This window comes from Paucibacter aquatile, from assembly GCF_002885975.1.
Lineage (GTDB): Bacteria > Pseudomonadota > Gammaproteobacteria > Burkholderiales > Burkholderiaceae_C > Paucibacter_A > Paucibacter_A aquatilis.
Window position 1 is genome coordinate 330,341 of sequence record NZ_POSP01000004.1, and the last position, 24,288, is coordinate 354,628.

At 63.3% G+C, this 24,288-nt stretch carries 27 protein-coding genes and 1 other annotated feature; of the genes, 21 read left to right on the forward strand and 6 right to left on the reverse strand.

Annotated features, from left to right (window positions below; translation table 11 throughout):
• The first annotated feature begins 14 nt into the window (after positions 1–14).
• From C1O66_RS21125 to C1O66_RS21160, 8 genes are all read left to right on the forward strand, one after another.
• Positions 15–383, forward strand: coding sequence for a four helix bundle protein (locus C1O66_RS21125; protein WP_279305050.1), 369 nt, complete (start codon positions 15–17; stop codon positions 381–383).
• Positions 384–442: 59 nt separating this feature from the next.
• Entirely contained in the window at positions 443–1,363 is a 921-nt protein-coding gene (locus C1O66_RS21130; RefSeq protein ID WP_102769993.1) for a branched-chain amino acid ABC transporter permease, read from the forward strand.
• A gap of 30 nt (positions 1,364–1,393) precedes the next feature.
• Entirely contained in the window at positions 1,394–2,383 is a 990-nt protein-coding gene (locus tag C1O66_RS21135; RefSeq protein ID WP_102769994.1) for a branched-chain amino acid ABC transporter permease, read from the forward strand.
• The gene (locus C1O66_RS21140; protein WP_102769995.1) at positions 2,380–3,177 is read left to right on the forward strand and encodes an ABC transporter ATP-binding protein; all 798 of its coding nucleotides are present in this window, start codon (positions 2,380–2,382) and stop codon (positions 3,175–3,177) included. The genes C1O66_RS21135 and C1O66_RS21140 overlap by 4 nt, the downstream gene beginning before the upstream one ends.
• A gap of 41 nt (positions 3,178–3,218) precedes the next feature.
• Positions 3,219–3,917, forward strand: a complete 699-nt coding sequence (locus C1O66_RS21145; RefSeq protein WP_394341054.1) for an ABC transporter ATP-binding protein — start codon at positions 3,219–3,221, stop codon at positions 3,915–3,917.
• A 15-nt stretch (positions 3,918–3,932) separates the two neighbouring features.
• A complete protein-coding gene (locus tag C1O66_RS21150; RefSeq protein WP_102769996.1) occupies positions 3,933–4,454 on the forward strand; it encodes an acyl-CoA thioesterase in 522 nt (173 codons plus the stop codon).
• Positions 4,451–4,879, forward strand: a complete 429-nt coding sequence (locus C1O66_RS21155) for a RidA family protein (protein ID WP_102769997.1) — start codon at positions 4,451–4,453, stop codon at positions 4,877–4,879. Before C1O66_RS21150 ends, C1O66_RS21155 begins: the two co-directional genes overlap by 4 nt.
• Before the next feature lie 187 nt (positions 4,880–5,066).
• Positions 5,067–6,260, forward strand: a complete 1,194-nt coding sequence (locus tag C1O66_RS21160; RefSeq protein ID WP_102769998.1) for an acyl-CoA dehydrogenase — start codon at positions 5,067–5,069, stop codon at positions 6,258–6,260.
• A gap of 86 nt (positions 6,261–6,346) precedes the next feature.
• Here the strand turns inward: C1O66_RS21160 and C1O66_RS21165 are convergent, their stop codons facing one another.
• Positions 6,347–7,408 (reverse strand): integron integrase, encoded by a 1,062-nt coding sequence (locus tag C1O66_RS21165; protein WP_102769999.1) that lies wholly within the window; start codon positions 7,406–7,408, stop codon positions 6,347–6,349.
• A 380-nt stretch (positions 7,409–7,788) separates the two neighbouring features.
• On the opposite strand from C1O66_RS21165, the gene C1O66_RS21170 reads away from it, so the two are divergent.
• From C1O66_RS21170 to C1O66_RS21185, 5 genes are all read left to right on the forward strand, one after another.
• Positions 7,789–8,175: a hypothetical protein gene (locus C1O66_RS21170; protein ID WP_102770000.1), complete on the forward strand. Its 387-nt coding sequence runs from the start codon at positions 7,789–7,791 to the stop codon at positions 8,173–8,175.
• 68 nt (positions 8,176–8,243) lie between these two features.
• On the forward strand, positions 8,244–8,600 hold the full coding sequence (locus tag C1O66_RS23800) for a hypothetical protein (protein WP_133155318.1): 357 nt from the start codon (positions 8,244–8,246) through the stop codon (positions 8,598–8,600).
• A 739-nt stretch (positions 8,601–9,339) separates the two neighbouring features.
• Entirely contained in the window at positions 9,340–9,639 is a 300-nt protein-coding gene (locus C1O66_RS24000) for a hypothetical protein (protein ID WP_165794723.1), read from the forward strand.
• Positions 9,640–9,717: 78 nt separating this feature from the next.
• Positions 9,718–10,224, forward strand: a complete 507-nt coding sequence (locus tag C1O66_RS21180) for a hypothetical protein (protein ID WP_133155320.1) — start codon at positions 9,718–9,720, stop codon at positions 10,222–10,224.
• A 436-nt stretch (positions 10,225–10,660) separates the two neighbouring features.
• Positions 10,661–11,047: a hypothetical protein gene (locus C1O66_RS21185; RefSeq protein WP_133155321.1), complete on the forward strand. Its 387-nt coding sequence runs from the start codon at positions 10,661–10,663 to the stop codon at positions 11,045–11,047.
• A 335-nt stretch (positions 11,048–11,382) separates the two neighbouring features.
• Here C1O66_RS21185 and C1O66_RS21190 read toward each other — a convergent pair whose 3' ends face one another.
• Positions 11,383–12,462: an IS110 family RNA-guided transposase gene (locus C1O66_RS21190; protein WP_102769460.1), complete on the reverse strand. Its 1,080-nt coding sequence runs from the start codon at positions 12,460–12,462 to the stop codon at positions 11,383–11,385.
• Between the two features lie 203 nt (positions 12,463–12,665).
• Here C1O66_RS21190 and C1O66_RS21195 point away from each other — a divergent pair, with 203 nt between their 5' ends.
• The 3 genes from C1O66_RS21195 (at position 12,666) to C1O66_RS24750 (ending at position 14,014) form a co-directional block, all read left to right on the forward strand.
• Positions 12,666–13,028, forward strand: coding sequence for a hypothetical protein (locus tag C1O66_RS21195; RefSeq protein WP_102766730.1), 363 nt, complete (start codon positions 12,666–12,668; stop codon positions 13,026–13,028).
• An 82-nt stretch (positions 13,029–13,110) separates the two neighbouring features.
• Positions 13,111–13,524: a hypothetical protein gene (locus tag C1O66_RS21200; protein WP_102770004.1), complete on the forward strand. Its 414-nt coding sequence runs from the start codon at positions 13,111–13,113 to the stop codon at positions 13,522–13,524.
• A 136-nt stretch (positions 13,525–13,660) separates the two neighbouring features.
• Entirely contained in the window at positions 13,661–14,014 is a 354-nt protein-coding gene (locus C1O66_RS24750; RefSeq protein ID WP_102770005.1) for a biopolymer transporter ExbD, read from the forward strand.
• An 826-nt stretch (positions 14,015–14,840) separates the two neighbouring features.
• Here C1O66_RS24750 and C1O66_RS23805 read toward each other — a convergent pair.
• Positions 14,841–15,149, reverse strand: a complete 309-nt coding sequence (locus C1O66_RS23805) for a hypothetical protein (protein ID WP_133155322.1) — start codon at positions 15,147–15,149, stop codon at positions 14,841–14,843.
• Positions 15,150–15,206: 57 nt separating this feature from the next.
• On the opposite strand from C1O66_RS23805, the gene C1O66_RS21220 reads away from it, so the two are divergent.
• A protein-coding gene (locus tag C1O66_RS21220) for an IS3 family transposase (protein ID WP_102767821.1) occupies positions 15,207–16,426 on the forward strand; the annotation gives its coding sequence in 2 pieces (ribosomal slippage) (positions 15,207–15,495 and positions 15,495–16,426; 1,221 coding nt in all).
• Positions 15,485–15,601, forward strand: a sequence feature (AL1L pseudoknot). It overlaps the preceding gene by 117 nt.
• 691 nt (positions 16,427–17,117) lie before the next feature.
• Here C1O66_RS21220 and C1O66_RS24520 read toward each other — a convergent pair.
• The gene (locus C1O66_RS24520; protein ID WP_394341055.1) at positions 17,118–17,336 is read right to left on the reverse strand and encodes a transposase; all 219 of its coding nucleotides are present in this window, start codon (positions 17,334–17,336) and stop codon (positions 17,118–17,120) included.
• Positions 17,337–17,414: 78 nt separating this feature from the next.
• Positions 17,415–17,615 (reverse strand): hypothetical protein, encoded by a 201-nt coding sequence (locus C1O66_RS21230; protein ID WP_243392909.1) that lies wholly within the window; start codon positions 17,613–17,615, stop codon positions 17,415–17,417.
• A 220-nt stretch (positions 17,616–17,835) separates the two neighbouring features.
• Between C1O66_RS21230 and C1O66_RS21235 the strand changes: the two genes are divergently transcribed.
• Complete coding sequence (locus C1O66_RS21235) at positions 17,836–18,600, forward strand: SDR family oxidoreductase (RefSeq protein WP_102770009.1); 765 nt, start codon at positions 17,836–17,838, stop codon at positions 18,598–18,600.
• A gap of 231 nt (positions 18,601–18,831) precedes the next feature.
• Complete coding sequence (gloA2, locus tag C1O66_RS21240; protein WP_102770010.1) at positions 18,832–19,254, forward strand: SMU1112c/YaeR family gloxylase I-like metalloprotein; 423 nt, start codon at positions 18,832–18,834, stop codon at positions 19,252–19,254.
• A 47-nt stretch (positions 19,255–19,301) separates the two neighbouring features.
• Here the strand turns inward: gloA2 and C1O66_RS24680 are convergent, their stop codons facing one another.
• Positions 19,302–19,937: a DUF6172 family protein gene (locus C1O66_RS24680; RefSeq protein ID WP_341476790.1), complete on the reverse strand. Its 636-nt coding sequence runs from the start codon at positions 19,935–19,937 to the stop codon at positions 19,302–19,304.
• 138 nt (positions 19,938–20,075) lie between these two features.
• Between C1O66_RS24680 and C1O66_RS21250 the strand changes: the two genes are divergently transcribed.
• Positions 20,076–22,139 carry a diguanylate cyclase domain-containing protein gene (locus tag C1O66_RS21250; protein ID WP_133155323.1) on the forward strand — a complete coding sequence of 688 codons (2,064 nt, stop codon included), beginning with the start codon at positions 20,076–20,078 and terminating at the stop codon, positions 22,137–22,139.
• 8 nt (positions 22,140–22,147) lie between these two features.
• Complete coding sequence (locus tag C1O66_RS21255; protein ID WP_133155324.1) at positions 22,148–24,283, forward strand: tetratricopeptide repeat-containing diguanylate cyclase; 2,136 nt, start codon at positions 22,148–22,150, stop codon at positions 24,281–24,283.
• Positions 24,284–24,288: the final 5 nt, after the last annotated feature.

Sequence of the window (24,288 nt, forward strand, 5' to 3'; positions counted from 1 at the left end):
GAACAGGTGAACAGGTGAAGCGGGCGCATCGGGACTTGGCGGCGTGGCAGGAGGCCATGAATTTGGTCGCCGCCGTGTACGCCTCGACCGAGTGCTTGCCGAAAGAAGAACGCTACGGTTTGGTCGGGCAAATGCGCCGCGCTGCTGTTTCGATTCCTTCCAATATTGCTGAAGGTGCCGCCAAGGGCAGCACACGCGAGTTGTTCCGGTCTTTGAACATCGCCAGCGGATCTCTAGCAGAACTCGATACGCAGCTTGATCTTGCCGAGCGATTGTTTGACTTGGATGTCGCCACAACCCGCGCTCAACTCGACCGTGTTCACAAACTCTTGACTGCGCTCTTATCGTCCATCCGCGCCAAGCTGAACCCACCCGAAACCTGAGCCCCATTCACCCGTTCACCTGTTCACCTGTTCACCTGTTCACCAGTACCTCCCCACCCATGTCCCCCATCCTCCTCGCAGAACAAGCCCTCAACGGCCTGCAGTTCGGACTCATGCTGTTTTTGCTGGCCGCCGGGCTGACCCTGGTGTTCGGCATCATGGACATGATCAATCTGGCCCATGGCTCGCTGTACATGGTGGGCGCCTATCTGGCGGCTGCCGTGGCGCAGGCCACGGGTTCCTTCGGCCTGGCGGTGCTGGGTTCGCTCTTGGGCACGGCGGTGTTCGGCATGCTGCTTGAGATGAGCGTGCTGCGCCGGCTCTATGCGCGCGACCATCTGTCCCAGGTGCTGGCGACCTTTGCCCTGATCCTGATCTGCAACGAGGGCGTGCGCATGATCTGGGGCGAGCAGCCGGTGATGCTGAACACGCCGGCTGCTCTGTCCGGGCCGGTGGAGCTGCTGCCGGGCCTCTACTACCCGGCTTACCGCCTGCTCATCATCGGCGTCGGCTTGGCGGTCGCGCTGTTGCTCTACGTGCTGGTGACGCGCAGCCGCATCGGCATGTGGGTGCGGGCCGGGGCCTCGAACCGGCCCATGGCCACGGCCTTGGGCGTGAACATCCGCTGGTTGTTCACGGCGGTGTTCGGCTTCGGCGCGGCGCTGTGCGCGCTGGCCGGCTCGCTGCTGGGCCCGTTGCTGGCGGTGCAGGTGGGCATGGGCGAGAGCATCCTGATCCTGGCCTTTGTGGTGGTGGTGATCGGCGGCATCGGCTCCATCCGCGGCGCCCTGGTCGGCGCGCTCTTGGTGGGCGTGGTGGACACCTGCAGCCGCAGCCTGCTGCCTGCCGCCTTGCGCCAACTGGCCTCGCCCGAACTGGCCGCCAATCTGGGCCCGGCGCTGGCCTCCATCCTGATTTACGTCTTGATGGCGGCCGTGCTGTTCTGGAAACCGCAGGGCCTGTTCCCTGCGCGTGGTTGAGATGCGATGCGGACCCACGAACACACATCCATGAAGCACAACAGCACCGACACCGCAGCGCCCGCGCTCAGCCGGCTGGACCATCGTGGCTTCGGGCTCTGGGCCTGGCCGTTGCTGGCGGCCCTGGCCGCCTTGCCGCCCTTGCTCACAGCCCTGGGCCTGGAGTTCTACACCGGCGTGGCCAGCCGCGCGCTGATCTTTGTGATCGCAGCGTCCAGCCTGAACCTGATCCTCGGTTTCGGCGGCATGGTCAGCTTTGGCCATGCGGCCTTTGTGGGCCTGGGTGCGTACACCGTGGGCATCTTGATGGACGCGGGCATCAGCTCGGCCTGGATCGCCTGGCCGGTGGCCATGTTGGTCAGCGGCCTGGCGGCGGGCTTGATTGGCGCCATCAGCCTGCGCACACGCGGGGTCTACTTCATCATGATCACGCTGGCCTTTGCGCAGATGTTCTATTACCTGGCCGTGTCCTTGAAGGCCTACGGCGGCGAGGACGGCTTGCCGCTGCTGCAGCGCTCGCAGCTCAGCGGCCTGGTCAATTTGCAGAACGATGCGCAGATGTACTGGCTGCTGCTGGCCTTGGCGGCGGCGGTGATGTGGGGCTTGCAGCGCCTGATCAACTCGCCCTTTGGCCACCTGCTGCAGGGCATCAAGGAGAACGAGGCGCGCATGCATGCCCTGGGCGCGCGGGTGTTCGCCCTGCAGTGGCAGGCCTTTGTGCTGGCGGGGGCGATCGCCGGCCTGGCCGGTGCGCTGCTGGCGAACCTGAGCGGCCTGGTCACGCCGCACACCTTGCACTGGTCGCAGTCGGGCCAGCTGATGATCATGGTCATCATCGGCGGCGCCGGCTCGCTCTGGGGCGGGGCCCTGGGTGCCGTGGTGCTCTTGCTGCTGGAGGAACTGCTCAGCGGCTACACCTTGCATTGGCAGATGGTCCTGGGCCTGTTGCTGCTGGCCGTGGTGATGCTGGCGCCGCAAGGCCTGGCCGGCTTGGCCGCGCGCTGGAGGGCACGGGCATGAGCGCGGCACTTCAGAACACCGGGCCCATGCTGCAGGTTGAGCGCCTGTGCAAGCGCTTCGGCGCCCTGGCCGCCACGGACGAGGCCAGCTTTGCCCTGCACCGCGGCGAGATCCATGCCTTGATCGGCCCCAATGGCGCCGGCAAGACCACGCTGATCCACCAGCTCTCGGGCGCGCTGCGGCCGGACAGCGGCCGGGTGCTGCTCGATGGGCAAGACCTGACCCCGCTGGGCATGGCCGGCCGCGTTGCCGCCGGCCTGGTGCGCTCCTTCCAGATCACCAGCATCTTCAAACGCCTGAGCGTGCGCGACAACATCGCCCTGGGCTTGCAGGCGCGTCGGCCCGGCTTGCCCAATCTCTGGCGCCGGGCCTCGGCCGAGCGGGCCTTGCAGGAGCAGGCTGAAGCTTTGCTGGAGCTGTGCGGCCTGGCGGCTCGGGCCGACGAACTGGCGGGCAGCCTGGCCCATGGCGAGCAGCGGCAGCTGGAGGTGGGCCTGGCCCTGGCGGCGCAGCCGCGCCTGCTGTTGCTGGACGAGCCCATGGCCGGCATGGGCCCCGATGAATCCGAGCGCATGGTGCTGCTGCTGCAGCGCCTGCGCGCCGAGCAAGGCCTGACCTTGCTGCTGGTGGAGCATGACATGGACGCGGTGTTCCGCCTGGCCGACCGCATCTCTACCCTGGTGTTCGGCCGCATCATCGCCAGCGGCACGCCGCAGGAGATTCGCGAGCACCCCGAGGTGCGCCGCGCCTATCTGGGCGACGAGGCCAGTGACGAAATGGAGGCCGCGCTGTGAGCACAGGAACTGGCGTGCAAAGCTCGGGCGGCGAAGCGCTCTTGGAAGTGAGTGGTCTGCAGGCCGCTTACGGCAGCAGCCAGGTGCTGTTCGGCCTGGATCTGCGTTTGCAGGCCGGCGAGGTGCTGACCCTGCTGGGCCGCAATGGCATGGGCAAGAGCACCACACTGCGCTGCTTGTGCGGCTGGATGGCGCCCACGGCCGGGCGCATTCGCTTCTGTGGCGAAGACGTGTCCGGCTGGTCGGCCGACCGCATCGCCCGCCTGGGCCTGGGCCTGGTGCCGGAAGGGCGGCAGATCTTCCCCAACCTCAGCGTGCGCGAGAACCTGACGGCCTTTGCCGCCAACCGCTGCGCCGCGCGCGAACCCTGGACCGAGGAGCGGGTGTTCCAGCTGTTCCCGCGCCTGCAAGAGCGCGCCGCCAATATGGGCAACCAGCTCTCGGGCGGCGAGCAGCAGATGCTGGCGATTGCCCGCGCCCTGATGGGCAACCCGCGCCTCTTGGTGCTGGACGAGGCCAGCGAGGGCCTGGCGCCCCTGGTGCGCGAGGAGATCTGGCGCTGCCTCGACCATTTGCGTGCGGCGGGTCAGACGATTCTGGTGGTGGACAAATACGTGCGGCGCCTGATCCGCTTGGCCGACCGGCACCACATCCTGGAGCGCGGCCGCATGGTCTGGTCGGGCGACTCGGCCGAGCTGGCCGCGCAGCCCGAGCTCTGGCAGCGTTATCTGGGGGTGTGATTGGTGAGCACGAATATGAACGCAAACATGAATCTCAGCGAGCCCGCGCCCCGCTGGGTGTTCGAGCGCCGCGAGCGGGTGCGTTTCGGCCATTGCGACCCGGCCGGCATCGTCTTCTACCCGCGCTATTTCGAGATGCTCAACGCCTTGATCGAAGACTGGGTCAGCGAGGGCCTGGGCGTCGATTTTTCGCAGCTGCTGGGCCCTCGCCGCGTGGGCCTGCCGACCGTGCACCTGGAGACCGATTTCCGGCGCATCAGCCGCATGGGCGACACTCTGATCCAGCGCATCGCCATCGCCCGGCTGGGCCGCAGCTCGCTGGGGCTGACGGTGCATTTTGAGGGGGAGGGCGATGAGGGCAGGGCGCCTGAGTCGAGTGAGCCCCATCCTGGCCCTCGCGTGGTGTTTCAGCAGGTGCTGGTCTGCACCTCGCTGGACAGCCACCGCCCCCAAGCCTTTCCCGACGATTTGCGCGCAGCCTTGCAAGCAGCGCTTGACCGGCCTGCCCCGCAGGCCCGAGGAGTGAGTTCCCCATGAGCAGTACCCCCCAAGGCTCGATTGCCGATCACAAACAAATCCTGCAACCGGCCGGCTGGGCCGCGCCACGCGGCTATGCCAATGGCGTGGCGGCCACGGGTCGCCAGGTCTTTGTGGCCGGCCAGATCGGCTGGAACGCGCAGTGCCAGTTCGAGAGCGATGACTTCATCGCCCAGGTGCGCCAGTCGCTGATCAACATCAAGGCCGTGCTGGCCGAAGCCGGCGCCACCCCTGCCCACATCACCCGCATGACCTGGTACCTGCTGGACAAGCGCGAATACCTGGCCCGTGGCCGCGAGGTGGGCCAGGCCTACCGCGAGGTGCTGGGGCATGAGTACCAGATCGCCATGTCGGCGGTGCAGGTGGCGGGTCTGATGGAAGACCGGGCCAAGGTCGAGATCGAGGTCACCGCCGTCATACCTTGAACGCCAACCCGGACTTTGCGCTGCCTCAGCCGGGCTGAGCTGCCTGCTGGTTACAGTGGCGTTACGAAGTGGCGATTGGTCCGAGAGCCTGGACCCCAGGCCGCGATGAGATCCACAAGCGCGGCTGGTGCCAAGCAGCCGCACTTTCAGAGACCACGAACGAAGAAAACAGATCGAGAGACACACCATGAGCAAAAGCAACAAGGCACCTTCTCCTTCATTCCACTGGGACGACCCCCTGCTGCTGAACGAGCAGCTCAGTGACGACGAGCGCATGGTGCGCGACGCCGCGGCGGCCTACTGCCAGGAGCGGCTGGCGCCGCGCGTGCTCGAGGCCTTCCGCCATGAGCGCACCGATCTGGCCATCTTCCGCGAGATGGGCGAAATCGGCCTCTTGGGCCCTACCATCGCGCCCGAGTACGGCGGCCCGGGCCTCAACTACGTGGCCTACGGCCTGATCGCCCGCGAGGTGGAGCGCGTGGATTCGGGCTACCGCTCGATGATGAGCGTGCAGAGCTCGCTGGTCATGGTGCCGATCAACGACTTCGGCAACGAAGCCACCAAGCAGAAATACCTGCCCAAGCTGGCCACCGGCGAATGGATCGGCTGTTTCGGCCTGACCGAACCCAACCACGGCTCCGACCCCGGCTCCATGGTCACCCGTGCCAAGAAGGTGGACGGCGGCTACAGCCTCACCGGCTCCAAGATGTGGATCACCAACAGCCCGGTGGCCGATGTCTTCGTGGTCTGGGCCAAGGACGATGAGGGTGCCATCCGCGGCTTCGTGCTGGAGAAGGGCTGGAAGGGCCTGAGCGCCCCGGCCATCCACGGCAAGGTGGGCCTGCGTGCGTCCATCACCGGCGAAATCGTCATGGACGGCGTGTTCTGCCCGGAAGAAAACGCATTCCCCGAAGTGCGCGGCCTGAAAGGCCCGTTTACCTGCCTGAACAGCGCCCGCTACGGCATCGCCTGGGGCGCGCTGGGCGCGGCCGAAGACTGCTGGCACACCGCCCGCCAGTACGTGCTGGACCGCCAGCAATTCGGCAAGCCCCTGGCCGCCAACCAGCTGATCCAGAAGAAGCTGGCCGATATGCAGACCGAGATCACCCTGGGCCTGCAAGGCTGCTTGCGCCTGGGCCGCATGAAGGACGAAGGCACGGCGGCGGTGGAGATCACCTCCATCATGAAGCGCAACAGCTGCGGCAAGAGCCTGGACATCGCCCGCATGGCCCGTGACATGCTGGGCGGCAACGGCATCAGCGATGAATTCGGCATCGCCCGCCATCTGGTGAACCTGGAGGTGGTCAACACCTATGAAGGCACCCACGACATCCATGCGCTGATCCTGGGCCGGGCGCAGACGGGGATTGCGGCGTTCTGAAGCCTGCGCCTGCGTGGCTTGCGATCTGGCTGGGCTGCGCGATCACACAGCTTGTCGAGCTGCGCCCGCTGCGGTTCGCGGCTGTTTCAGTGCAGCAGGGCAAACTGGTCGTGTCCGATGCCCCTGTGTAGGTTGGACCGCAGTACCACTCTGTAGAGTGGCTGCGGCTCCCGCAGCTGGCGTGGCAGGCAGTCCATCGGGCTGCGCACGGCGCCCCCTCCCAGCTTGAGCACATGGGTGTAGATCATGGTGGTGGCCACGTCCGCGTGCCCCAGCAACTCTTGCACCGTGCGGATGTCGTAGCCGGTTTGCAGCAAATGCGTTGCGAAGCAATGGCGCAGGGTGTGCGGTGTGGCGGGCTTGCTGATGCGGGCGGCTTTGATTGCTCGCTTGAAGGCGCGCTGAAAGGTCTCGGCATACAGGTGGTGGCGCCGGATCACGCCGCTGCGGGGATCGGTGGACAGTTGCGCTTGCGGAAAGACCCAGAACCAGGCCCAGCTGCTGCCGGCGCGCGGGTACTTGCGCTCCAGGGCGTAGGGCAAATCCACGCCGGCCTGCCCGGCTTCCACATCGCCCCACCAGATGGGCCGAATGCGGGCCAGTTGATCGCGCAGCGCCGCAGCCAGTGAGGTCGGCAGCATGACCACCCGGTCCTTGGCACCTTTGCCCTGACGCACGTAGATCGCGCCTTGGGCGAAATCCAGATCCTTGACCCGCAGGCCCAGCGCCTCGGAAATGCGCATGCCCGTGCCATACAAAAGCTGGGCCAGGAGTTGATGTTCGCCCTCCATGGCCTGCAGCACCGAGGAGACTTCACCCATGCTCAGCACCACCGGCAAGCGTCGTTTGGGCACAGGCCGGCCAATGTCTTTCATCCAGGGCAGTTGCAGGCCCAAGACCTGCCCGTAGAGAAAGAGCAGGGCGGACAGTGCCTGTCGGTGGCTGGAGGGTGCCAAACCGCGATCTGAAGCCAGATGCGTCAGGTAGGCCTCCACCTCCGCCCCACCCATCTCGCGGGGATGCCGCATCCCATGGAAGCGGATGAAGGCGCGCGACCAGTACACATATGCCTGTTCGGTGCTGCGGCTGTAATGGAGCAAACGCACCCGTTCGCGCAACTGATCGAGCAGTTTGATGGGGCGAGGCATTGGCGTAGCCGGATGCTCCGCCGCTGCGGGTTGTTGTGGCTGCGGCCTCAGTTCGGGCGCCTGGGACGGCAACGGCAAACCAGGTCCTGCGAGGGCGTCTGAATGCTCGGCGTCTGACCATGGAGGCGGACGCAACAACCCGCGATTTGATGGCAACATGCTGACCTGCCTCACTCCTGACGGCACCGCGCGAACCGGTCAGGCACTTTGTAAGCAGCGCGGCTTTTGTCATGAAATTTAATACTGTATGAAAAAACAGTCAATCGATGAAAAAAGTCAGCGCCGACAAGCCCTTGCGCGGCCGTTCTGCCCTACGGTTATTGCGACACCAGCCGTGATAAGCGGCGGGTGGGTGCGATATACAACACGTTAAGCATCAGATGCGGCAGTTGAGCGTCCAGCAGCAAAATCTTGCGACCGAGGAAGGTATTCGGCGGGAGGTGACCTATTGGCGCACTCACCCGCTGCCTCGGGCTCTCGTTGAAGTGGCGTCGGCGCGAGGCGTCGACTGCAAGTCCGCCATCATGCTAAAACTCGAGATTGACTTTCCGGGTATGCCGAGGTTGTTTGGGACCTTGGTTACTGCGGAAGGAAAGTTCGTGGATTTCGAAATAGAAACCGACGAGAGCCACTCTCAAGTCGAGGACGTAGCGGTTTGGATGGACTCGACGGATGAACAGGATTTCGGCTTGCACAATCGCGGCACGGGAGTAGGTGCCGGCGCTCTTGCCCTGAAAGTACTGCGCGAGATCAATGCTGATGCTTAACCTCTCATTGCAGCGGACCTGCGCCAGCTACGCTGGCTGGTCCGCTGAATTCAAACGTTAGGCAAAACATGAGCACTTTTGCGTTTTCCGAAAACTGGATAGAGACTTCATGGAGGGAAATGGGGCAGCAATTCTGCAAAGAGAAAATCCCAGCCGCTCGTTATGCCAAGCTTGCGGTTGACGATCTCGCGTTCCCCATTAAGAACAAACCATCCCAAACTTGGATGCTTGATTCTGGCAAACTTTTGTCTTCGTCTACCGAAATTAGAATCACAAGAATTCCGTTCATCGCATTTTCCATTGATGAAGACGCAAATACGCTAAACATCCAAGTTCACTGGGCGCCTAGATGCGGTTATGGCTTTGAAGTTCAATTTGATCAATCTGGGTTGGTTATAAGTCAAAAAATGCGTTGGGTTTCGTAGTGAAAACATTGCCTAACAACTCCATCGAGTTCATGCTTGCTTTCAGCAAGCATCGGACGTCGCTACGCGACGCCGCTCATGTCGAACGTTAAACATGAACAACCGCCGCATTGCATTTGCGCTGGCATTGACGACGGCAGTCGGGGCTGGAACGGCTAATGCGGTCCCTGAGGGTTGGCTGCAGTACTGCTTCTGGGGTACAGCGCTGGCGGTCCTGGTTTTCGGGTCTTTGGCTGCGGCAAGCGCTCGGGAGGTGGCTGAGTCGAATACCGGCCCTGCAGCCAGGCTCCTCCTGTGGCTCGTGATCGGAACTGATCGGCCGGCAGCGCACATCAAGGACATGGGAGCACTAGTGTGCTTCTATGGAGCCGTGGCGTTCCTGGCTGGTTTGACGCTTGGAGCCTTTGGAGCAGTCCATGTTTAACCTGTCGCTCAACCAGACCCGCAACGGCACGCCGCCTTCGGGCCTCATTTCATTCTGGCCCTGCGGCGCCCTGCCGTCGCGGGCCGGTTAGCTCGAACGTTGGGCAGCATGAACATGCACGTGGCGAATTCTGCAGATTCATGGCTGGACCTAGTGGGTTCTGCTACTGCTGTGCTCGGCCCATCGAGAGGGCACATACCGGACCTCGGTGCTTTCCGTATCGCATACATGCACCTAACTCCCGCGCACTTGTGGCTCTACGGATCCGTCACGGGTCTCCCATCGGGCATCGGGTACGGGAATGCAAGTGCGAGCGTGGAGAAATTCAATCTGGCGCTTGATGTCTCCCTAAAGCGGTTGATCAAGATTTCTGGGCAGCCCGAGCTCGATTCCGAACTCGATGATTCGATGCACAGCTTCCAGTTGGCAAAGCCTGTCGCCGTTAACATTCGCCAAGTCGATGAATTGGTCTGGCCCGATGCACAACATCGCGTGCTCCACATTACTGGAGAGTCCTCGCACTTTGGTTTCGAGCTCTTCGCAAACTTTGTCAGTGCATTCGGCGGCAAGCATGCGAAGACCCGATTTCTTCAATCGTTGTCTGTTCGAGACTAAGTAGCTGCCCAACCCTTCATTGCAGCCGACCTGCGCCAGCTCCGCTGGCTAGTCGGCTGAATTCAAACGTTGGGCAGCATGAACATGCACGTGGCGAATTCTGCAGATTCATGGCTGGACCTAGTGGGTTCTGCTACTGCTGTGCTCGGCCCATCGAGAGGGCACATACCGGACCTCGGTGCTTTCCGTATCGCATACATGCACCTAACTCCCGCGCACTTGTGGCTCTACGGATCCGTCACGGGTCTCCCATCTGGCATCGGGTACGGGAATGCAAGTGCGAGCGTGGAGAAATTCAATCTGGCGCTTGATGTCTCCCTAAAGCGGTTGATCAAGATTTCTGGGCAGCCCGAGCTCGATTCCGAACTCGATGATTCGATGCACAGCTTCCAGTTGGCAAAGCCTGTCGTCGTTAACATTCGTCAAGTCGATGAATTGGTCTGGCCCGATGCACAACATCGCGTGCTCCACATTACTGGAGAGTCCTCGCACTTTGGTTTCGAGCTCTTCGCAAACTTTGTCAGTGCATTCGGCGGCAAGCATGCGAAGACCCGATTTCTTCAATCGTTGTCTGTTCGAGACTAAGTAGCTGCCCAACCCTTCATTGCAGCCGACCTGCGCCAGCTCCGCTGGCTAGTCGGCTGAATTCAAACGCTATGCAGCAGGCTAAGATATCTTCGACGATCCGTTCTGGGTTGCGCGTTCGCGGCGATCACGCGGCGAAACGGGCCGAGGCTTTCTCGTGTTCGGGCTGGGCGCAAGCAGCCCCAGCTTTTGGTCGCCGTGATCTTGCCGGTTCAAACCAAGCTAGTCGTTCGCTTTCCCCGGATCGCCGCCTGCCGCATGGCACCGACGCAGCCTGTCGCCTCAGCCGACTGCCGCGTGGGTACAGCTTCGGTATGCTTTCGGCCACTTCCATCGCAGTGCCTCCGAAGGTGGCTCTGCATAGCCGGTCGTTGCAGCGGACCGCCTGCGGCGTCCGCTGACCTTTACGTTAGGCCTCACACGACACGTTTGATTCATGCATTCCGCACCCTCACCAGTCACGCCCACGCTGCCTCCGGTTCAATCGACGACGATCAGGATCGCGGGGAATGGCGTTGTTCTGCTGTGCTGCATGCTCCTTCTGTTGGGTGCTTTCTTCTTTGGAATAGCCTCGTGTGGAGGATATGTCTGGCACAAGGAGCTTTTTCGTGTCGTGAGCATCGCGATGTGGCTGCTCGCCGTCCTAGTTCCAAGTACGCTGCTGTCCTCGTGGAAGAGGAAACTGGGCTTTGCTGCCGCTATGCCAGTAGCCTATGCCGTCTTTGAGTCGGCCGTATCGACCTTCTATCCTGGTCCGCCTGCTTCGATTGCTGAGTTCGGTGAGTTTTTCTTGCAGGCAATGGAGTACGGACCATGCAGGTGAGGCCTAACCGGTTACAGGGACTTCCCACCGCGTCAACACCGTCTCATTGAATCCCCCCGCAAGACCTGACCCCGATTGATCTGGATTGCACACGCCGACTCGGACGAAGGGCTGAACAGAGAACAGACTGCCACTCTACAGACGGCCTTGTTGCAGTCGCTGGCAGGTGCCCTGGCGCTGCGGACCCAGATACGAACCGCTCAGCAGGGCTCCATTCCATTCGCGTGGACTGGGTCCGAAGACCGCGCGCCACCACTGGTTAGTCGAGCTTGCCTGCTGCCGGTCTGACCTGTCAGTGCATCTTCTGTGTGTCGTCGTGCATGGAAGTTGGAGACTCAGCTCGGCATGGTGGCGCCGGGCTTGAGGCTGATGTGATGGGGATCGAAGCGCTCGCCGCGGGTCATGACGGCCCAGAGGATGCGGGCGTTCTTGTTGGCCAGGGCGACGACCGCCTTCTGCCAGCCCGAGCGCTCCTTGAGGGCCAAGACCCAACGCGAGATCGGATCGCTACGCGTGTGGGCGGTGTTGACCACGGATTTGGCGCCCTGGATCAGCAAGGTCCTCAGATAGGCATCGCCGCGCTTGGTGATGGTGCCCAGGTGAGGCTTGCCACCGCTGGAGTGCTGCTTGGGCACTAGACCCAGCCAGGCGCTGAACTGGGCTCCACTCTTGAATTGTCTGAAGTCCCCGACTGTGGCGACGGCCGCTGATGCGCCAACGGGGCCGATGCCCATGAGCTGCCCGGCGCGACGCACCTCCGGGTTCTCCTGCTCATGCGCGGCCAGTCGCTCGTCGCACCAGGCTAGGTGCTCGTCCAGCTCACGCCACTGCGCCTGCGCCCGGCGAAGCGTCATGCGGGCCAAGCCATTCATCTCGTTGGCGCCGTCCTCCAGCAGCTCGTCCAGCACCAGGCGCAGGGCTCTGGATCCATTGGGCACGGCGACACCGAACTCCAGCAGCAGGCCGCGAATGCGATTGATGCAGGCCGTGCGGTCCGCCTTGAGGCCTTCGCGCAAGCGATGCACGCACAGCAAGCTCTGCTGCTCGACGCTCTTGACCGGAACAAAGCGCATGTGAGGGCGGCTCGCCGCCTCGCAGATGGCCGCAGCGTCGTTGGCGTCGTTCTTGCCGCAGTGGCCCTCGGCGCGATAGGGGGCGGCCAGGTGAGCCGAGATGATGCGAGCATCCAGCCCCATCGCGCGCAGGGCCCGGGCCCAGTGATGTGCGCTGGAGCTGACCTCCATCACCACCATGCAGCCGACCTGCAACAGCGCACACCAAGCCAGGAACTTGTCGCGGGCCAGCGCCCGGTTCGTCAGCACGCGGCCACCGCCGTCAACGGCGTGCACTTGGATGACTCGCTTAGAGAGATCCACGCCTACGCGCACCGCTGGAACTTGGGTATTCTTGTCCATGGACTTCCCCTTTCGAAATGGCTGCAGATTGATGACCAACACCACCAATCTTGGCGCCTTGACGCCGTTGCCTGAAGGTGGGAAGTCCCTTCGCATTCCGCTCGAGTGGACCTCCGCCAGCTGGCCGCGCTGCGCTGCCTGCATATTTTCAGCTCCGCGCGGCCAGCTGGCTGCGGCCCCTCAGCTCGAACGTTAGAGATCACATGCCGCGCACTTGGCCAACCGTCAGCTACTTCAACTCAGGCACTGCCGCGGCCAGAGAGGTGATGGGCGAGCTTGAGCTGCTCGATCGCAAGAACTGGTACGAACTCTATCGCCGGATCGAAGATGGAACACACTGGCGGCTTGACACTGAAGACAAGTTTCAGCAGCGCTACCTCGTCCAAATTGATGACACTGGCAGCTGGGATTCATTCGACTCTTCCGCGCTCGAAAAGGAGCTTCTACTGGAGCGCCGTGGCGGCGTCGGGGCCGAAGAATGTATCTGTGCTGGTTGCTCGGCCCCGGTGCTTCTTAAGTCGGCCTTTTGTCTCAATCACACCTATGAGCGCGGGGTGCGAAAGTGAACTCTAACCATTCGCTCGAGCCGACTCGCGTCGGCGGGCCGCCGCTCGCGGCTCAGCTTCAACGTTAGGTCTCACCGTCACCATGTCCTACCAGTTCTCTGGGTTCCTCGTTGCGATGCCACTACGCCGCCCGGTTGAATTGCCGGCGGGTGCAGTGTGGCGAGAGATTTCGCTCCCGTTCCGCGGCATTGGCGTTCTGCTTCCGCATACGATCGGCGAGATCCTCAAGGCCGACCAAATCGCAGACTTTGCCCGCTATCTTGGAATTGCAAACGGCGCCCCCTGGCTGTTCATGCAGTACGACACTTGGGGCGGCGAGATTGACTTCGTTTTTGGCATGGGCGCCACATCTGCGGGAGCGTTCGGTCCGGTTGAAGAGTCCGCGCGGGGTCAAGTCGAAGCTGTATACCTAGATCTCATGGCTCGGCTTGGTGTTGGTGCCGATGATGCTCTTGCGTTTAAACCCTTTGAGCGTGGCTACTGGGGCGAGCAATGAGACCTAACCCATCGCTCAACCGGATCCGCGACGGCATGCCGCTTTCGGGCCTCATTTCATTCTGGCCCTGCAGCGCCATGCCGTCGCGGGCCGGTTAGCTCAAACGTTAGGCCGCACAAGAACGCGATCCTTGCCTATGACCCAAGAATCCTTGCGCCACGAGCGTTGCTGGCTCAATCCGCTACGACTCATAGTCACAGCTTTCGCAGTCGTTCTGAGCCTGCTTTCTGCTTCCTGTGGCGAAAGTAAGCCGGTTAAATCGTCCGCTCTTCACGTCGACTCTGAAGGCAGGTACACGCTGGACGGAACGAAGGTCGAGCCCTCAAACCTGAAAGACGCGCTTAGTTCTCTAGGTAAGTCCGGAAACACCGTCGAGCTTCGCATTCACACCAGAGCCAACAGTAACTATCAGGCGGTCGGACGCGCAGTACAGGCAGCTCAGGAAGCCCGCATAGACATAGTTGTCTTCGTTGAGGAGCCACTCAAGTGAAGCTATCAAGCGCGGTGCGGCCTAACCCTTCAATCGAGATGACAAACACCGGCAAGCCGGTGTTTGCCTCTCATCTCAAACGTTAGGCCTCGCCGTGCCGACGCTCTTCAAGTACCTGCCTTCCAAATTCCTAGACGCATTCGTAGGTCAGGGCGAGATCCTTTTCCGCTCTCTTTCCTACTTTCGCAACTACGAAGAGATCAAGGTTCGGGGCGATAGACATGAAGGACGACGGTTGTACCAGCCGTCGCAAGGCCTGGAGATCACCAAAGTCGATACGGGCGAAAAGTCCCTTCTCCCTTGGGCATTCGAGTCCAGCGTCAAAGATCGAGAGATCTTTGTCTTCTGCCTAAGTACAAAGTTCTCGGAGGGCTTGGCCAAGGAATTCGGGGCTGATGCATGCGTCTCGATCCACGATCCCGTCGCACTCATTGCCCGCATAAGAGCTGCTCTAACGCTTCGCAGATGGGTAAAGCATGCTCGCCTGCTGCATCAGCCGGTGGACTACTACTCTCCGAGTGAAGCCCCGTTGGCGGAGTGGGCAGTGCCAGAGCGAATGGTTATGCGGAAGACAACCGAATACAGCTATCAAAACGAGTACCGTCTCGCCTTTGCCCGTGGAAACGCACTGCAAGTAAACAACGTCGACGCGTTGATAGCGGCAACTCCGGGATCCTCCGAGCCAACGCTAACGAGCCATCCTGAACAGAAACTCCGAGTTGGAAGCCTAGCGAGAATATGCACAGTTCAAACATTCGCCTAGCGAGGCCTAACCCTTCCATCGAGAGGGACGCCCAAAGGCTAGCGCCTTTGGTCGCCCCTCATGTCAAACGTTGGGCGTCAACAGATGCACATCACTGAACTCGAACCGCTGCGGAAGAAGGTCATAGTCCTTCGCGGGAATACTTCCACCCGCGACATCGCTGCCTTCGTCGAGGAACTCGTTGAGCGGGCCAATACGCCAGCAATGGCTCAAAGTGCCTGCGACAGAGTCATCAGCATGTGTAACCCAAAGGCTTGGGGCGACAGGCTTGTCGAAGGGTTTGGTGATGATTTCCTTGCTTGGCAATCGTTCTTGGGCGAACTCAGTGATCTTGCCAAGCAGTGCGGGCAAGCCATCTACGACAACAGGCATAGGGCATAGTGAATCGCCCCGGGTTTTGAGGAGGCTCCAACTCTGGAGAATGGAGCCATGAAGAAGTCCCCGAAGTTTTCGCCCGAGGTGCGTGAGCGTGCCGTGCGCATGGTGCTGGAGCACCGAGCAGAACATCCGTCGCAGTGGGCGGCCATCGAATCCATCGCCGACAAGATCGGCTGCGTGCCGCAGACCTTGCACACCTGGGTCAAGCAGCACGAGGTCGATGCCGGCCAGCGAGACGGTGTCTCGACTGCGGAGGCTCAGCGCATCAAGGAACTGGAACGAGAGGTGCGCGAGCTGCGCAAGGCCAACGAGATTCTGAAGCTGGCCAGCGCGTTTTTCGCCCAGGCGGAGCTCGACCGCCGCATCAAGTCCTGAAGGCGTTCATCGACCAGCACCGCCAGCAGCTTGGGGTCGAGCCGATCTGCCGCGTCCTGCAGATTGCCCCATCGGCTTACTGGCGCCACGTCGCTTGTCAGCGCAGCCCGGCCTTGCGCTCTTTGCGAGCCCAGCGCGATGTGCAACTGCTACCGCAGGTGCAGCGCGTCTGGCAGGCCAACCATCAGGTCTACGGCGCCGAGAAGGTCTGGCGCCAGCTCAACCGCGAAGGCGTCGCCGTGGCGCGCTGCACCGTCGAGCGGCTGATGCGCCAGCTCGGGCTGCAGGGTGTGCGCCGAGGCAAGGCCGTGCGCACCACCATTCCCGATCCCAAGGCGCCATGCCCGTTGGACCGCGTCAATCGGCAGTTCCGGGCCGAGCGGCCGAACCAGCTGTGGGTCTCGGACTTCACCTATGTCTCAACCTGGCAGGGCTGGGTGTATGTAGCGTTCGTCATCGACGTGTTCAGCCGGCGCATCGTGGGTTGGCGTCAGAGCAGTTCGATGCACACCGAGTTCGTACTCGACGCATTGGAGCAGGCGCTGTACGACCGCAAGCCGTCCGATGGCCTGGTGCATCACTCCGACCGTGGGTCGCAATACGTGTCTATCCGCTACAGCGAGCGGTTGGCCGAGGCCGGAATCGAGCCCTCAGTGGGTTCCAAGGGCGACAGCTACGACAACGCACTGGCCGAGACCATCAACGGGCTGTACAAGGCCGAGGTCATTCACCGGCGCGGGCCTTGGAAGACCAAGCAGGCGGTGGAACTGGCAACACTGGAATGGGTCGCCTGGTTCAACCATCACCGGCTGATGGGGCCGCTGGGCCATGTGCCGCCTGCTGAGTTCGAAGCCAATTACCATCGTCACCGCGCTGGTCAGGCCGCGACCGCCTGACTTAAACCAACAGGCCTCCTCGGAACCCGGGGCGATTCATTACTCTCGGTGGCCGCTATCGTAAATGAACCGTTAGTGAAAAGCTCAAGACCCATCGGTTCGGTACCGCGTCTAACAAAGGATCAGATTCAAAAGGGCGTTGCGGATGGCGCGCTCTGCGTGGATGCCAAGGGCTTGGCAAATTCTCGTGGAGCCCTTATCAACCACGACGGGAAGATGTATCGCTGCGTCAAGGCTTACGGTGAAAGCTTTAGTGAGCGTAAGGCATTGGTTTGGGTTGAGGTACTGCTTAGAGACGGTAAGGTTGCAGTCGCCGACTAACCTCATGAGGCCTACCTACTTTCTCAACCGAACCCGTGACGGCATGACATCTTCGGGGCTCATTTCGTTCTGGCCCTGTGGCGTCCTGCCGTCGTGGGCTGGTTAGATCAAACGTTAGGTGTCATGAATGGCAAAAGTTTCAATCGTCTGCCTATTCAGGGGCGCATGCTCTTGGTGTTGTTCGTCTGTATCGCGTGCTACGCGCTCTTGGAGTTGAAGGGCGGGTTTGACTTCTCTTCGCTAGCTGAATCAACCTGCAAGATGCTCGGAATGCGTGATGGGCATCAGGCTGGTAGCAGCGCCTGGGTCGCAGGCAGCTTGCACTGAGGAACAGGCGGCACATGCGCGGGGTCGTAGTCGATGCCCCGCGTCAGCACCGCCCACTGAATGCGGGCGTTCTTGTTGGCCAACGCCAACAGAGCTTTCTGCCACTGGAGTTCTGGCTCGGAACCAAGCCCACCCAGACGCTGAACTGGCGCGCACTTTTGAACTGGCGCATGTCACCGACGGCGGTCACCAAGGCTGAAGCGGTGAGATCGCTTACACCGTGCAACTGCGCGGTACGAGCGGAGGCCTGATCGGCACGCACATGCTGCTTGATCTGTTGGTTACACCAGGCGATTTCATCGTGCAGCCCGCGCCAATGCGCCTGTGCTCGCTGCAATGCCTAGCGCATCACGCCGGGCAGATCGTTGCTGGCGTCTTCCAGCACATCGTTGAGTACACGACGCAAGGCATCAGGGCTTTGCAGGAAGACCAGCCCAAACTCAGCCAGCCAGTGCGTTCGTGCTTGCTTCAACGGCAGCAGCATCAGGCCGGGTAATTTGCTGCTGAATTCTTCCGGCACGTCGCTGGGCACATGTTCCATCCGATCTGCTTACGGCGCCGCGTTTCGACTCGCTTCGCTTCGCAAGAAGCGGGTCGCAAGTTTCCAGACCGTCCTCCACAGTCCAGGTCTCGCATTGCATCGCATCGCACTGAATCGCGTTGCTTCGCATCACCCTTCGTCGCCTTGCCTGGTGTGGGCGCAGGAGCAGGGCTGGTGCGTGGATGCAAATTTTCACAGGATCTAGGAGGCTTCATTCAGTATGGCGGCTTTGATGAACAAGGTGGCGATCGTCACCGGGGCGAGTTCGGGGATTGGGCGCGCGGCGGCGCTGTTGTTCGCGCGAGAAGGGGCGAGGGTGCTGGTGGCGGCGCGGCGAGAGGAGCCGCTTCAAGCCCTGGTCGAGGAGATTGCGAGCGCAGGCGGTCAGGCAGTGGCGATGGCAGGGGATGTGAGTGACGAAGCCGTGGCGCGCGAGCTGGTGGCGCGTGCGTGCGCCCAGTTCGGCGGGCTGGATGTGGCCTTCAACAATGCGGGGATTCTGGGTGAGATGGCGGCGGCGCCGGATTTGCCTCTTTCCGCTTGGGAAGCCACTTTACGGACCAATCTGACGAGCGCGTTTTTGGCGGCCAAGTTCCAACTGCCGGCGCTGGCGGCGCGTGGCGGCGGTTCGCTGATCTTCACATCGAGTTTTGTCGGCCACACCGTGGGCTTTCCAGGCATGTCGGCCTATGCGGCCAGCAAGTCAGGACTGATCGGGCTGACGCAGTGCCTGGCCAGCGAATGGGGAGCACAGGGCATTCGGGTCAACGCCTTGTTGCCGGGCGGCACGGACACGCCCATGGGCCGACATGTGGCCAACACGCCAGAGGCCATGGCCCAGGTGCAGGGCCTGCACGCGCTGCGGCGCCTGGCCCATCCGGACGAGGTGGCCCGTTCGGCGCTGTACTTGGCTTCGGACGCTTCGCGCTTCACCACGGGCACTGCTTTGCTGGTGGACGGGGGCGTGTCGATTCACCGGGGTTGAGAGCGGGGGGATGGAGCGGCATCCGGCCCATGAGAGAGACCGGGGTGGCTGTTTGCGAGGCCCATCTTCAGCCGGCGTGTCTGGCTTTATGCTCGTCGGGGCGACGTGCGCGGCGCGTTCGTCTGGAGGCCACCCTCGATCGTTTTGAGTTTTTGCTTTTTGTTTTTCGGTACCGGGCTCTCGCCGCGCCTACGGATCGCCAGTCATTTTTGCTCTTTCCCTTTCAAGCCCATGCTCTTGCGCATCCATCACGTCGCCATCATTTGCTCGGATTACGCCGTGTCCAAGCGCTTCTATACCGAAGTGCTGGGGCTGCGGGTGCTGGCCGAGCAGTACCGGGCGGAGCGACAGTCTTACAAACTCGATCTGGCGTTGCCGGATGGGGGGCAGATCGAGCTGTTCTCGTTTCCAGGCGCGCCCGCGCGGCCCTCATATCCTGAGGCGCAGGGTTTGCGCCATCTTGCGTTTGAGGTTGAGGATGTGCATGCCTGCTGCGCAGCCTTGCGGGCGCAAGGTGTGGCTGTCGAACCGATCCGTTTGGACGCCCACACGCAGCGGCGTTTCAGCTTCTTTGCGGACCCGGACGGGCTGCCTCTGGAGCTGTATGAGCGCTCGGTCCGGGAGGAAGTGGAGCCGGGCCAGCCCAGCGCCTGAGGGCGCGGATGCTCTGGTGAGCGATGGGAGGGCGGGGCGGCGGGCGCTCAGTCTTCGTGATGTTCGTCACCGCTTGCGGGGCTGGCTGCGCGTGGTTTGCGCACGCCGGGCTTGGCAATCAGTTCGACGTAAAAGCTCTCCGCCTTCTCCGCGGCATAGGCATTGATGCGCTCGGTCAGCGCGCCTGGGTGGATGGACTCGGCCGTGGCGGCGCTGCTGCCGAACTTGCAGTCGAAATCCCAAAAGTCCACGCCAGCGGGGCGGGGCTTGTTCTGCTCGCGCTTGATGTATTTACGGATCTCGTGCTTGGTGGCTTCGAGCAGGCGGTCGGGGTGCTTGCCTTCGACGTGGAGGGGGTAGGTTTTTTTCAAGTGGGCTTTCTGGGCAAGTAGTGCCGGCCCGGGCGATGAGCGCACGGCGATGGCGAAACAGGGCGCGATTATCCCCTGGAGGCGCCCGCCAGTCGTCATGGAGCTTTTGCGCCGGGCTTGCCCTTCGATTCGGCGCTTCGGTGCCGGGGTTTGGGTCGATACTGGACTCAGAATAGCGCCAGCCGCCTTGGCCGAGGACGTATGGGGTTCCCCGTGGCGCCCGGCGCGGCGATGGCAGCGCCGGTTCATCAAGGCATCATCATCGGCAACTTCTTTTTCTATCTCCAGGACGAGCAGCAGCAGATGGCGCACGACAGGCTGGGGGCCATGCGGGCCGGGGCACAGAGGACAGGGGGCATGCGCCGCGGCGCAGGTCTGTGTCCGCCTGGTGTGACGCTGCTCTTGGGCCTTGCGTTGCTGCCGGGCTTGGCGCAATCACAGCCCGGGCACATGTCGGCCAGCCAGGTGGCGCCGCCTGGAAGCGCCGGTTCAGCAGCCAGTTCCGCGCTGCGCAGTTCGCACAGCGAAGTGCCCGATCTCTGGACGCAGTTGGAGCGGGTCGAGCGCGGCGGCACGGCCCGAGCCGCCCTCAATCTGCCGGTGCTGGCAGCCTTGGAGGGGCGCGCGGCGCCGGGCAGCCTGGAGCTCTTGGAGTTGCTGGCCCTGCGTGGTTCGGCCCTGGTGGAAACCAAGGACACGGTGGCCCTGCAGCCATTGCTGGATCGCCTGAAAGCCTGGCCCGACAGTCGCCAACACGCTGCGGCCCAACTGGCCGAGGCCTGGGTGCGTGCGCAGCAACTCAATCGCGAGGGTAAGTCGGATCAGGCGCTCAAAGCCATGTCGACCTTGCCCACCGAATGGACGCCCGATATCCCTCTGAGCCTGATGGTGCGTTTTCTGAGTCAGCTTTGCATCGCCGAATCCGAAGCTGGGCGGGTCGAGCAGGCGATTGCCCATGCCAATCAGGCCTTGCAGCTGGCCGAGCGCTCGCGGGCGTCCTGGCGCCGCGCGGCTGGGCTGTCCAGCCTGGCCTATGCCTTGCTGCGTGCCCAGCAGTTTGAGCGGGCTGCCTCGGTCATCGAAGAGGCGCTGCAGGAGGCCGGGCGCGACCCCGACCCCATGTTGCTCTACCGCGTGCACAACACACGCGCCATCATCCTGAGCCAGCTCAAGCGCTTTGACCTGGCCCAGGCCTCCATGCAGATGGCCTTGAGCGCCGCACGCGACAGCGGCTCGCTGACCTTGCAGTCGCTGGCCCTGGCCAACTTCGGCGATTTCTACCTGCGCCAAGGCAATTTCGCCAAGGCCCGCCAGTATTCCGAGGAAGGCCTGGCCCTGGCCCGCCGCAACGAAGACAGCAGCAACGAAGCCTTGGCCCTGCACAACCTCGGCATCGCCCTGATTCAGCTGCGCCAGGTGGAGCAGGGCAAGGGCTATGTCATGCAGTCCATCACCGTCAGCCAGGCCCAGGGCTTGAATGGCCAGGTGGCCGACAGCCTGCACGAGCTGGGCGATGCGCTGGAGCGCATGGGGGATCTGGGCGGCGCCGCCCATGCCTTTCAGCAGCACCGGCGCATGATCGACCAGCAGCTGCGCGAAGAGACCCGCAGCGCCGTGCTCGAGTTGCAAGCCCAGTACGACGACGACCGCCGTGCCAAGGAAATGGCCCTGCTCAACCGCGACCACAGCCTCAAGCTGGAGCAGCTACGCGCCCGCGATCTGCAGCTGCAGCTCTGGGCGGCGGTGGGGGCGTGCGTGGTGCTGTCGGCCGTGCTCCTGGGCCTGGCCTACCAGCGCATCCGCAAGACCAATCTCGCGCTGGCGCACAGCAATGCAGCACTCAAGGTGCAGGGTGAGCGTGATCCACTCACCGGCCTGGCCAACCGGCGCCATTTTCAGACGGCCATCCGTCGCCTGGCCGAGCATGGCCAGCTGCGCGCCTCGGTGTTTTTGATCGACATCGATCATTTCAAACGCATCAACGACAGCCATGGTCACGCGGTCGGTGACGCGGTGTTGATCGAGGTGGCCGAGCGCCTGCGCAGCTGCCTGCGCGACGAGGACTTGCTGGTGCGCTGGGGCGGCGAGGAGTTCCTGATCGTCATCGATGCGCGCCAGCCGGCGCAGATTGAGCACCTGGCCCAGCGGCTCTTGAACCAGATTGCCCAGGCCCCGGTGCGCTTCGGCCCGGGCCTGGCCCAGCTGCTGCCCATCAGCGCGTCCATGGGCTTTGCCAGCTTCCCGGTGGCGCCCCACGACTGGACGGTGGACTGGGAGCGCGCCATCGCCCTGGTGGACACCTTGATGTACATGGCCAAGGCCCATGGCCGCAACCGCGCCTTCGGCCTGCAAAGCCTGGGCGCCGGGCAGGCCTCGCTCGATGCTGCTGGCTGCCTGGCGCTGAGCGAGCGCATGGAGGAGGCCTGGCAGCAAGGCGAGCTGGCCCTCTTGCAGCTGCAAGGTCCAAGTTTGCCCGCCAGCCCGTCCGCGGTGCCGAGCGAGGGTGGGTCATGAGTCGGTCCATGCCCTCGCACCGGGTTCAGAGGGCCGCCCGAGCCGCGGTGCTGCTGGCCTCATGGCTGTCGCTGTCACCGCTGGCGGCCCAGGACACTCGGCCACCCGAGGCTGCCATGTCGGGGGCGGCGCCCGCGGCCAGCGCCGCGCGCTTGACGCCGACCGCCTGGCCCTACGAGCGCAGCTTCGACGATTCGCTGGAGCTGTTGCTGCGCCAGGGTTTCGATCGACCCGAGCAAGCCCTGCAGCGCGTGCGTGCGATGCAAAAGGACCGGGCCATGGCCCGCCACAGCCTGCCTCTGTTGCTGGCTGAAGGCCGGCTGCTGGTGCTGGCGGGTGAGTTCACGCCGGCCCAGGCCTTGGCCGATCGATTGGCGCAGCACCCCGAGGCGCGTGACGCCGCTCTGCTTTTGCAAGCCGAGTGGGCGGATCGCCAAGGCCAGGGCATTCGTGCCACAGCCCTGGCTCGCCAGGCTTTGGCCGGTTTGAGCTTGCACTGTCCCAGCTCGGCCAGCCTGCAAAGCGTCCAGGCCTCGGGGGCGGGTGGGCGCTCGGCCTTGCCGGCCGCCTGCGATTTCCGCCTCAGCTGGTCGGCCCTGCGCCTGATCGAGCGCAACCAGATCCGCTCGGGCACCTTGCCCTTGGCCGAGGCCACGGTGCAGTGGGCCTTGGCTCTGGCACAGGCCGGTGGCGACCGTCATCTGGCGGCCAACAGCATGGGCACCCTGGCCATGTTGGCGCAGATGCAGGATCAGGCTGAGCAAGCCAAGCGCTGGCTGGTCCAGGCCCGGCAGCTGGCCCAGGGCGATGCACTGGCGCTGTTCAAGGTCAAGAACTACGAGGCCTTCGTGGCCAGCCATCGCCAGGACCACGCGGCCAAGCTGCGCGCGCTGGAAGAGTGCGTGGAGCTGGCGCGTCAGGCCGACGCACCACGCTGGCTTGCACAGGCGCAAAGCAATCTGGCAGATGCCTACCTACAGCTCAAGCAGCCGGCCCGGGCGCTGGAGGTGGCGCGCCAGGCCTTGCCTTTGTTCGAGCAGCGTGGCGACATCCGCATCCAGCGCACCATTCGTCACAATATGGCGGTGGCCTATGTGCAGCTGGGCGACTACGAGCAGGCCAAGCGCGAGGTGGCGCGCATCGAGGCCATGAGCCAGGGCCTGGTGGACCAGGGCCTGCGTGTACAGGAACTGCGCGAGCTCGGCGAGGCCTGGACCGAAGCCGGCCAGTTCAAGGAAGGCCTGGCCGCCTACCACCTGGAGCGGCGCCTGAGTGCCGAGTTGGTCGAGATGAATCGCGCCAGCGCCTTGCAGCAGCTGCAGCTCAAGTACGACAGCGAGCGCAAGCAGCGCGATCTGGAGCTGTTGCAGCGCGACCAGGCTCTGGTGGACCATCAGCTCGCCAACCGCCAGCGGGTGCAGCAAGTGGGCGTGGCCGTGGCCCTGCTCTTGGGTCTGTCGCTCATTCTGGTGGCGGCCATGGTGCAGCGGGTACGGGCTGCCCACAAGCGCCTGCGCGCCAACGAGCAACTGCTCAAGGCTCAGAGCGAACGCGACCCGCTGACCGACCTGGCCAACCGCCGCCATTTCCTGGCCGTGATGCAGGAGCATGCGCGGCGCGAGTTCCACGGTGCCTTGCTGATGGTGGACATCGACCACTTCAAGCATGTCAACGACCAGCATGGCCATGGGGTCGGCGATGTGGTGATCTGCGAGGTGGCCCGGCGCCTGAGCCTGGCCGTGCGGGCCGAAGACCTGGTGGTGCGCTGGGGCGGCGAGGAGTTTCTGGTCTTTGCGCCGGGTATTGCGCCCGAGGACTTGCTGCCTCTGGCCCAGCGCGTGCTGCAAGGCATTGGCGGTGAGCCGGTGGCCAGCAGCGAGGGGCCGCTGCGCATCACCGTGTCCATCGGCTGCGCGCATTTCCCGCTCCAGCCCAGCGGCCTGCCGCAGCATTGGGAGCAGGCGGTCAACTGGGCCGATATGGCGCTCTACACCGCCAAATCACGCGGCCGCAACCGGGCCGCCGCCATCGTCACTGTCAAGGCCGGCGACCGCCAGGCCTTGCAACAGATCGAGGCCGATTTTGACGCCGCCTGCTCCAGCGAGCGGGTGCAGCTGCAGCAGGTGCTGGGCCCCGGGGCCTGATCCCG

Bases quoted from the DNA above. Each gene is read 5' to 3' on its own strand.
- C1O66_RS21130 (WP_102769993.1), top strand. From the start codon at position 443: ATGTCCCCCATCCTCCTCGCAGAACAAGCCCTCAACGGCCTGCAGTTC.
- C1O66_RS21135 (WP_102769994.1), top strand. From the start codon at position 1,394: ATGAAGCACAACAGCACCGACACCGCAGCGCCCGCGCTCAGCCGGCTG.
- C1O66_RS21140 (WP_102769995.1), top strand. From the start codon at position 2,380: ATGAGCGCGGCACTTCAGAACACCGGGCCCATGCTGCAGGTTGAGCGC.
- C1O66_RS21150 (WP_102769996.1), top strand. From the start codon at position 3,933: ATGAACGCAAACATGAATCTCAGCGAGCCCGCGCCCCGCTGGGTGTTC.
- C1O66_RS21155 (WP_102769997.1), top strand. From the start codon at position 4,451: ATGAGCAGTACCCCCCAAGGCTCGATTGCCGATCACAAACAAATCCTG.
- C1O66_RS21160 (WP_102769998.1), top strand. From the start codon at position 5,067: ATGAGCAAAAGCAACAAGGCACCTTCTCCTTCATTCCACTGGGACGAC.
- C1O66_RS21165 (WP_102769999.1), bottom strand. From the start codon at position 7,408: ATGCCTCGCCCCATCAAACTGCTCGATCAGTTGCGCGAACGGGTGCGT.
- C1O66_RS21170 (WP_102770000.1), top strand. From the start codon at position 7,789: ATGCGGCAGTTGAGCGTCCAGCAGCAAAATCTTGCGACCGAGGAAGGT.
- C1O66_RS23800 (WP_133155318.1), top strand. From the start codon at position 8,244: ATGAGCACTTTTGCGTTTTCCGAAAACTGGATAGAGACTTCATGGAGG.
- C1O66_RS21180 (WP_133155320.1), top strand. From the start codon at position 9,718: ATGAACATGCACGTGGCGAATTCTGCAGATTCATGGCTGGACCTAGTG.
- C1O66_RS21185 (WP_133155321.1), top strand. From the start codon at position 10,661: ATGCATTCCGCACCCTCACCAGTCACGCCCACGCTGCCTCCGGTTCAA.
- C1O66_RS21190 (WP_102769460.1), bottom strand. From the start codon at position 12,462: ATGGACAAGAATACCCAAGTTCCAGCGGTGCGCGTAGGCGTGGATCTC.
- C1O66_RS21195 (WP_102766730.1), top strand. From the start codon at position 12,666: ATGCCGCGCACTTGGCCAACCGTCAGCTACTTCAACTCAGGCACTGCC.
- C1O66_RS21200 (WP_102770004.1), top strand. From the start codon at position 13,111: ATGTCCTACCAGTTCTCTGGGTTCCTCGTTGCGATGCCACTACGCCGC.
- C1O66_RS24750 (WP_102770005.1), top strand. From the start codon at position 13,661: ATGACCCAAGAATCCTTGCGCCACGAGCGTTGCTGGCTCAATCCGCTA.
- C1O66_RS23805 (WP_133155322.1), bottom strand. From the start codon at position 15,149: ATGCCTGTTGTCGTAGATGGCTTGCCCGCACTGCTTGGCAAGATCACT.
- C1O66_RS21230 (WP_243392909.1), bottom strand. From the start codon at position 17,615: ATGGAACATGTGCCCAGCGACGTGCCGGAAGAATTCAGCAGCAAATTA.
- C1O66_RS21235 (WP_102770009.1), top strand. From the start codon at position 17,836: ATGGCGGCTTTGATGAACAAGGTGGCGATCGTCACCGGGGCGAGTTCG.
- gloA2 (WP_102770010.1), top strand. From the start codon at position 18,832: ATGCTCTTGCGCATCCATCACGTCGCCATCATTTGCTCGGATTACGCC.
- C1O66_RS21250 (WP_133155323.1), top strand. From the start codon at position 20,076: ATGTCGGCCAGCCAGGTGGCGCCGCCTGGAAGCGCCGGTTCAGCAGCC.
- C1O66_RS21255 (WP_133155324.1), top strand. From the start codon at position 22,148: ATGCCCTCGCACCGGGTTCAGAGGGCCGCCCGAGCCGCGGTGCTGCTG.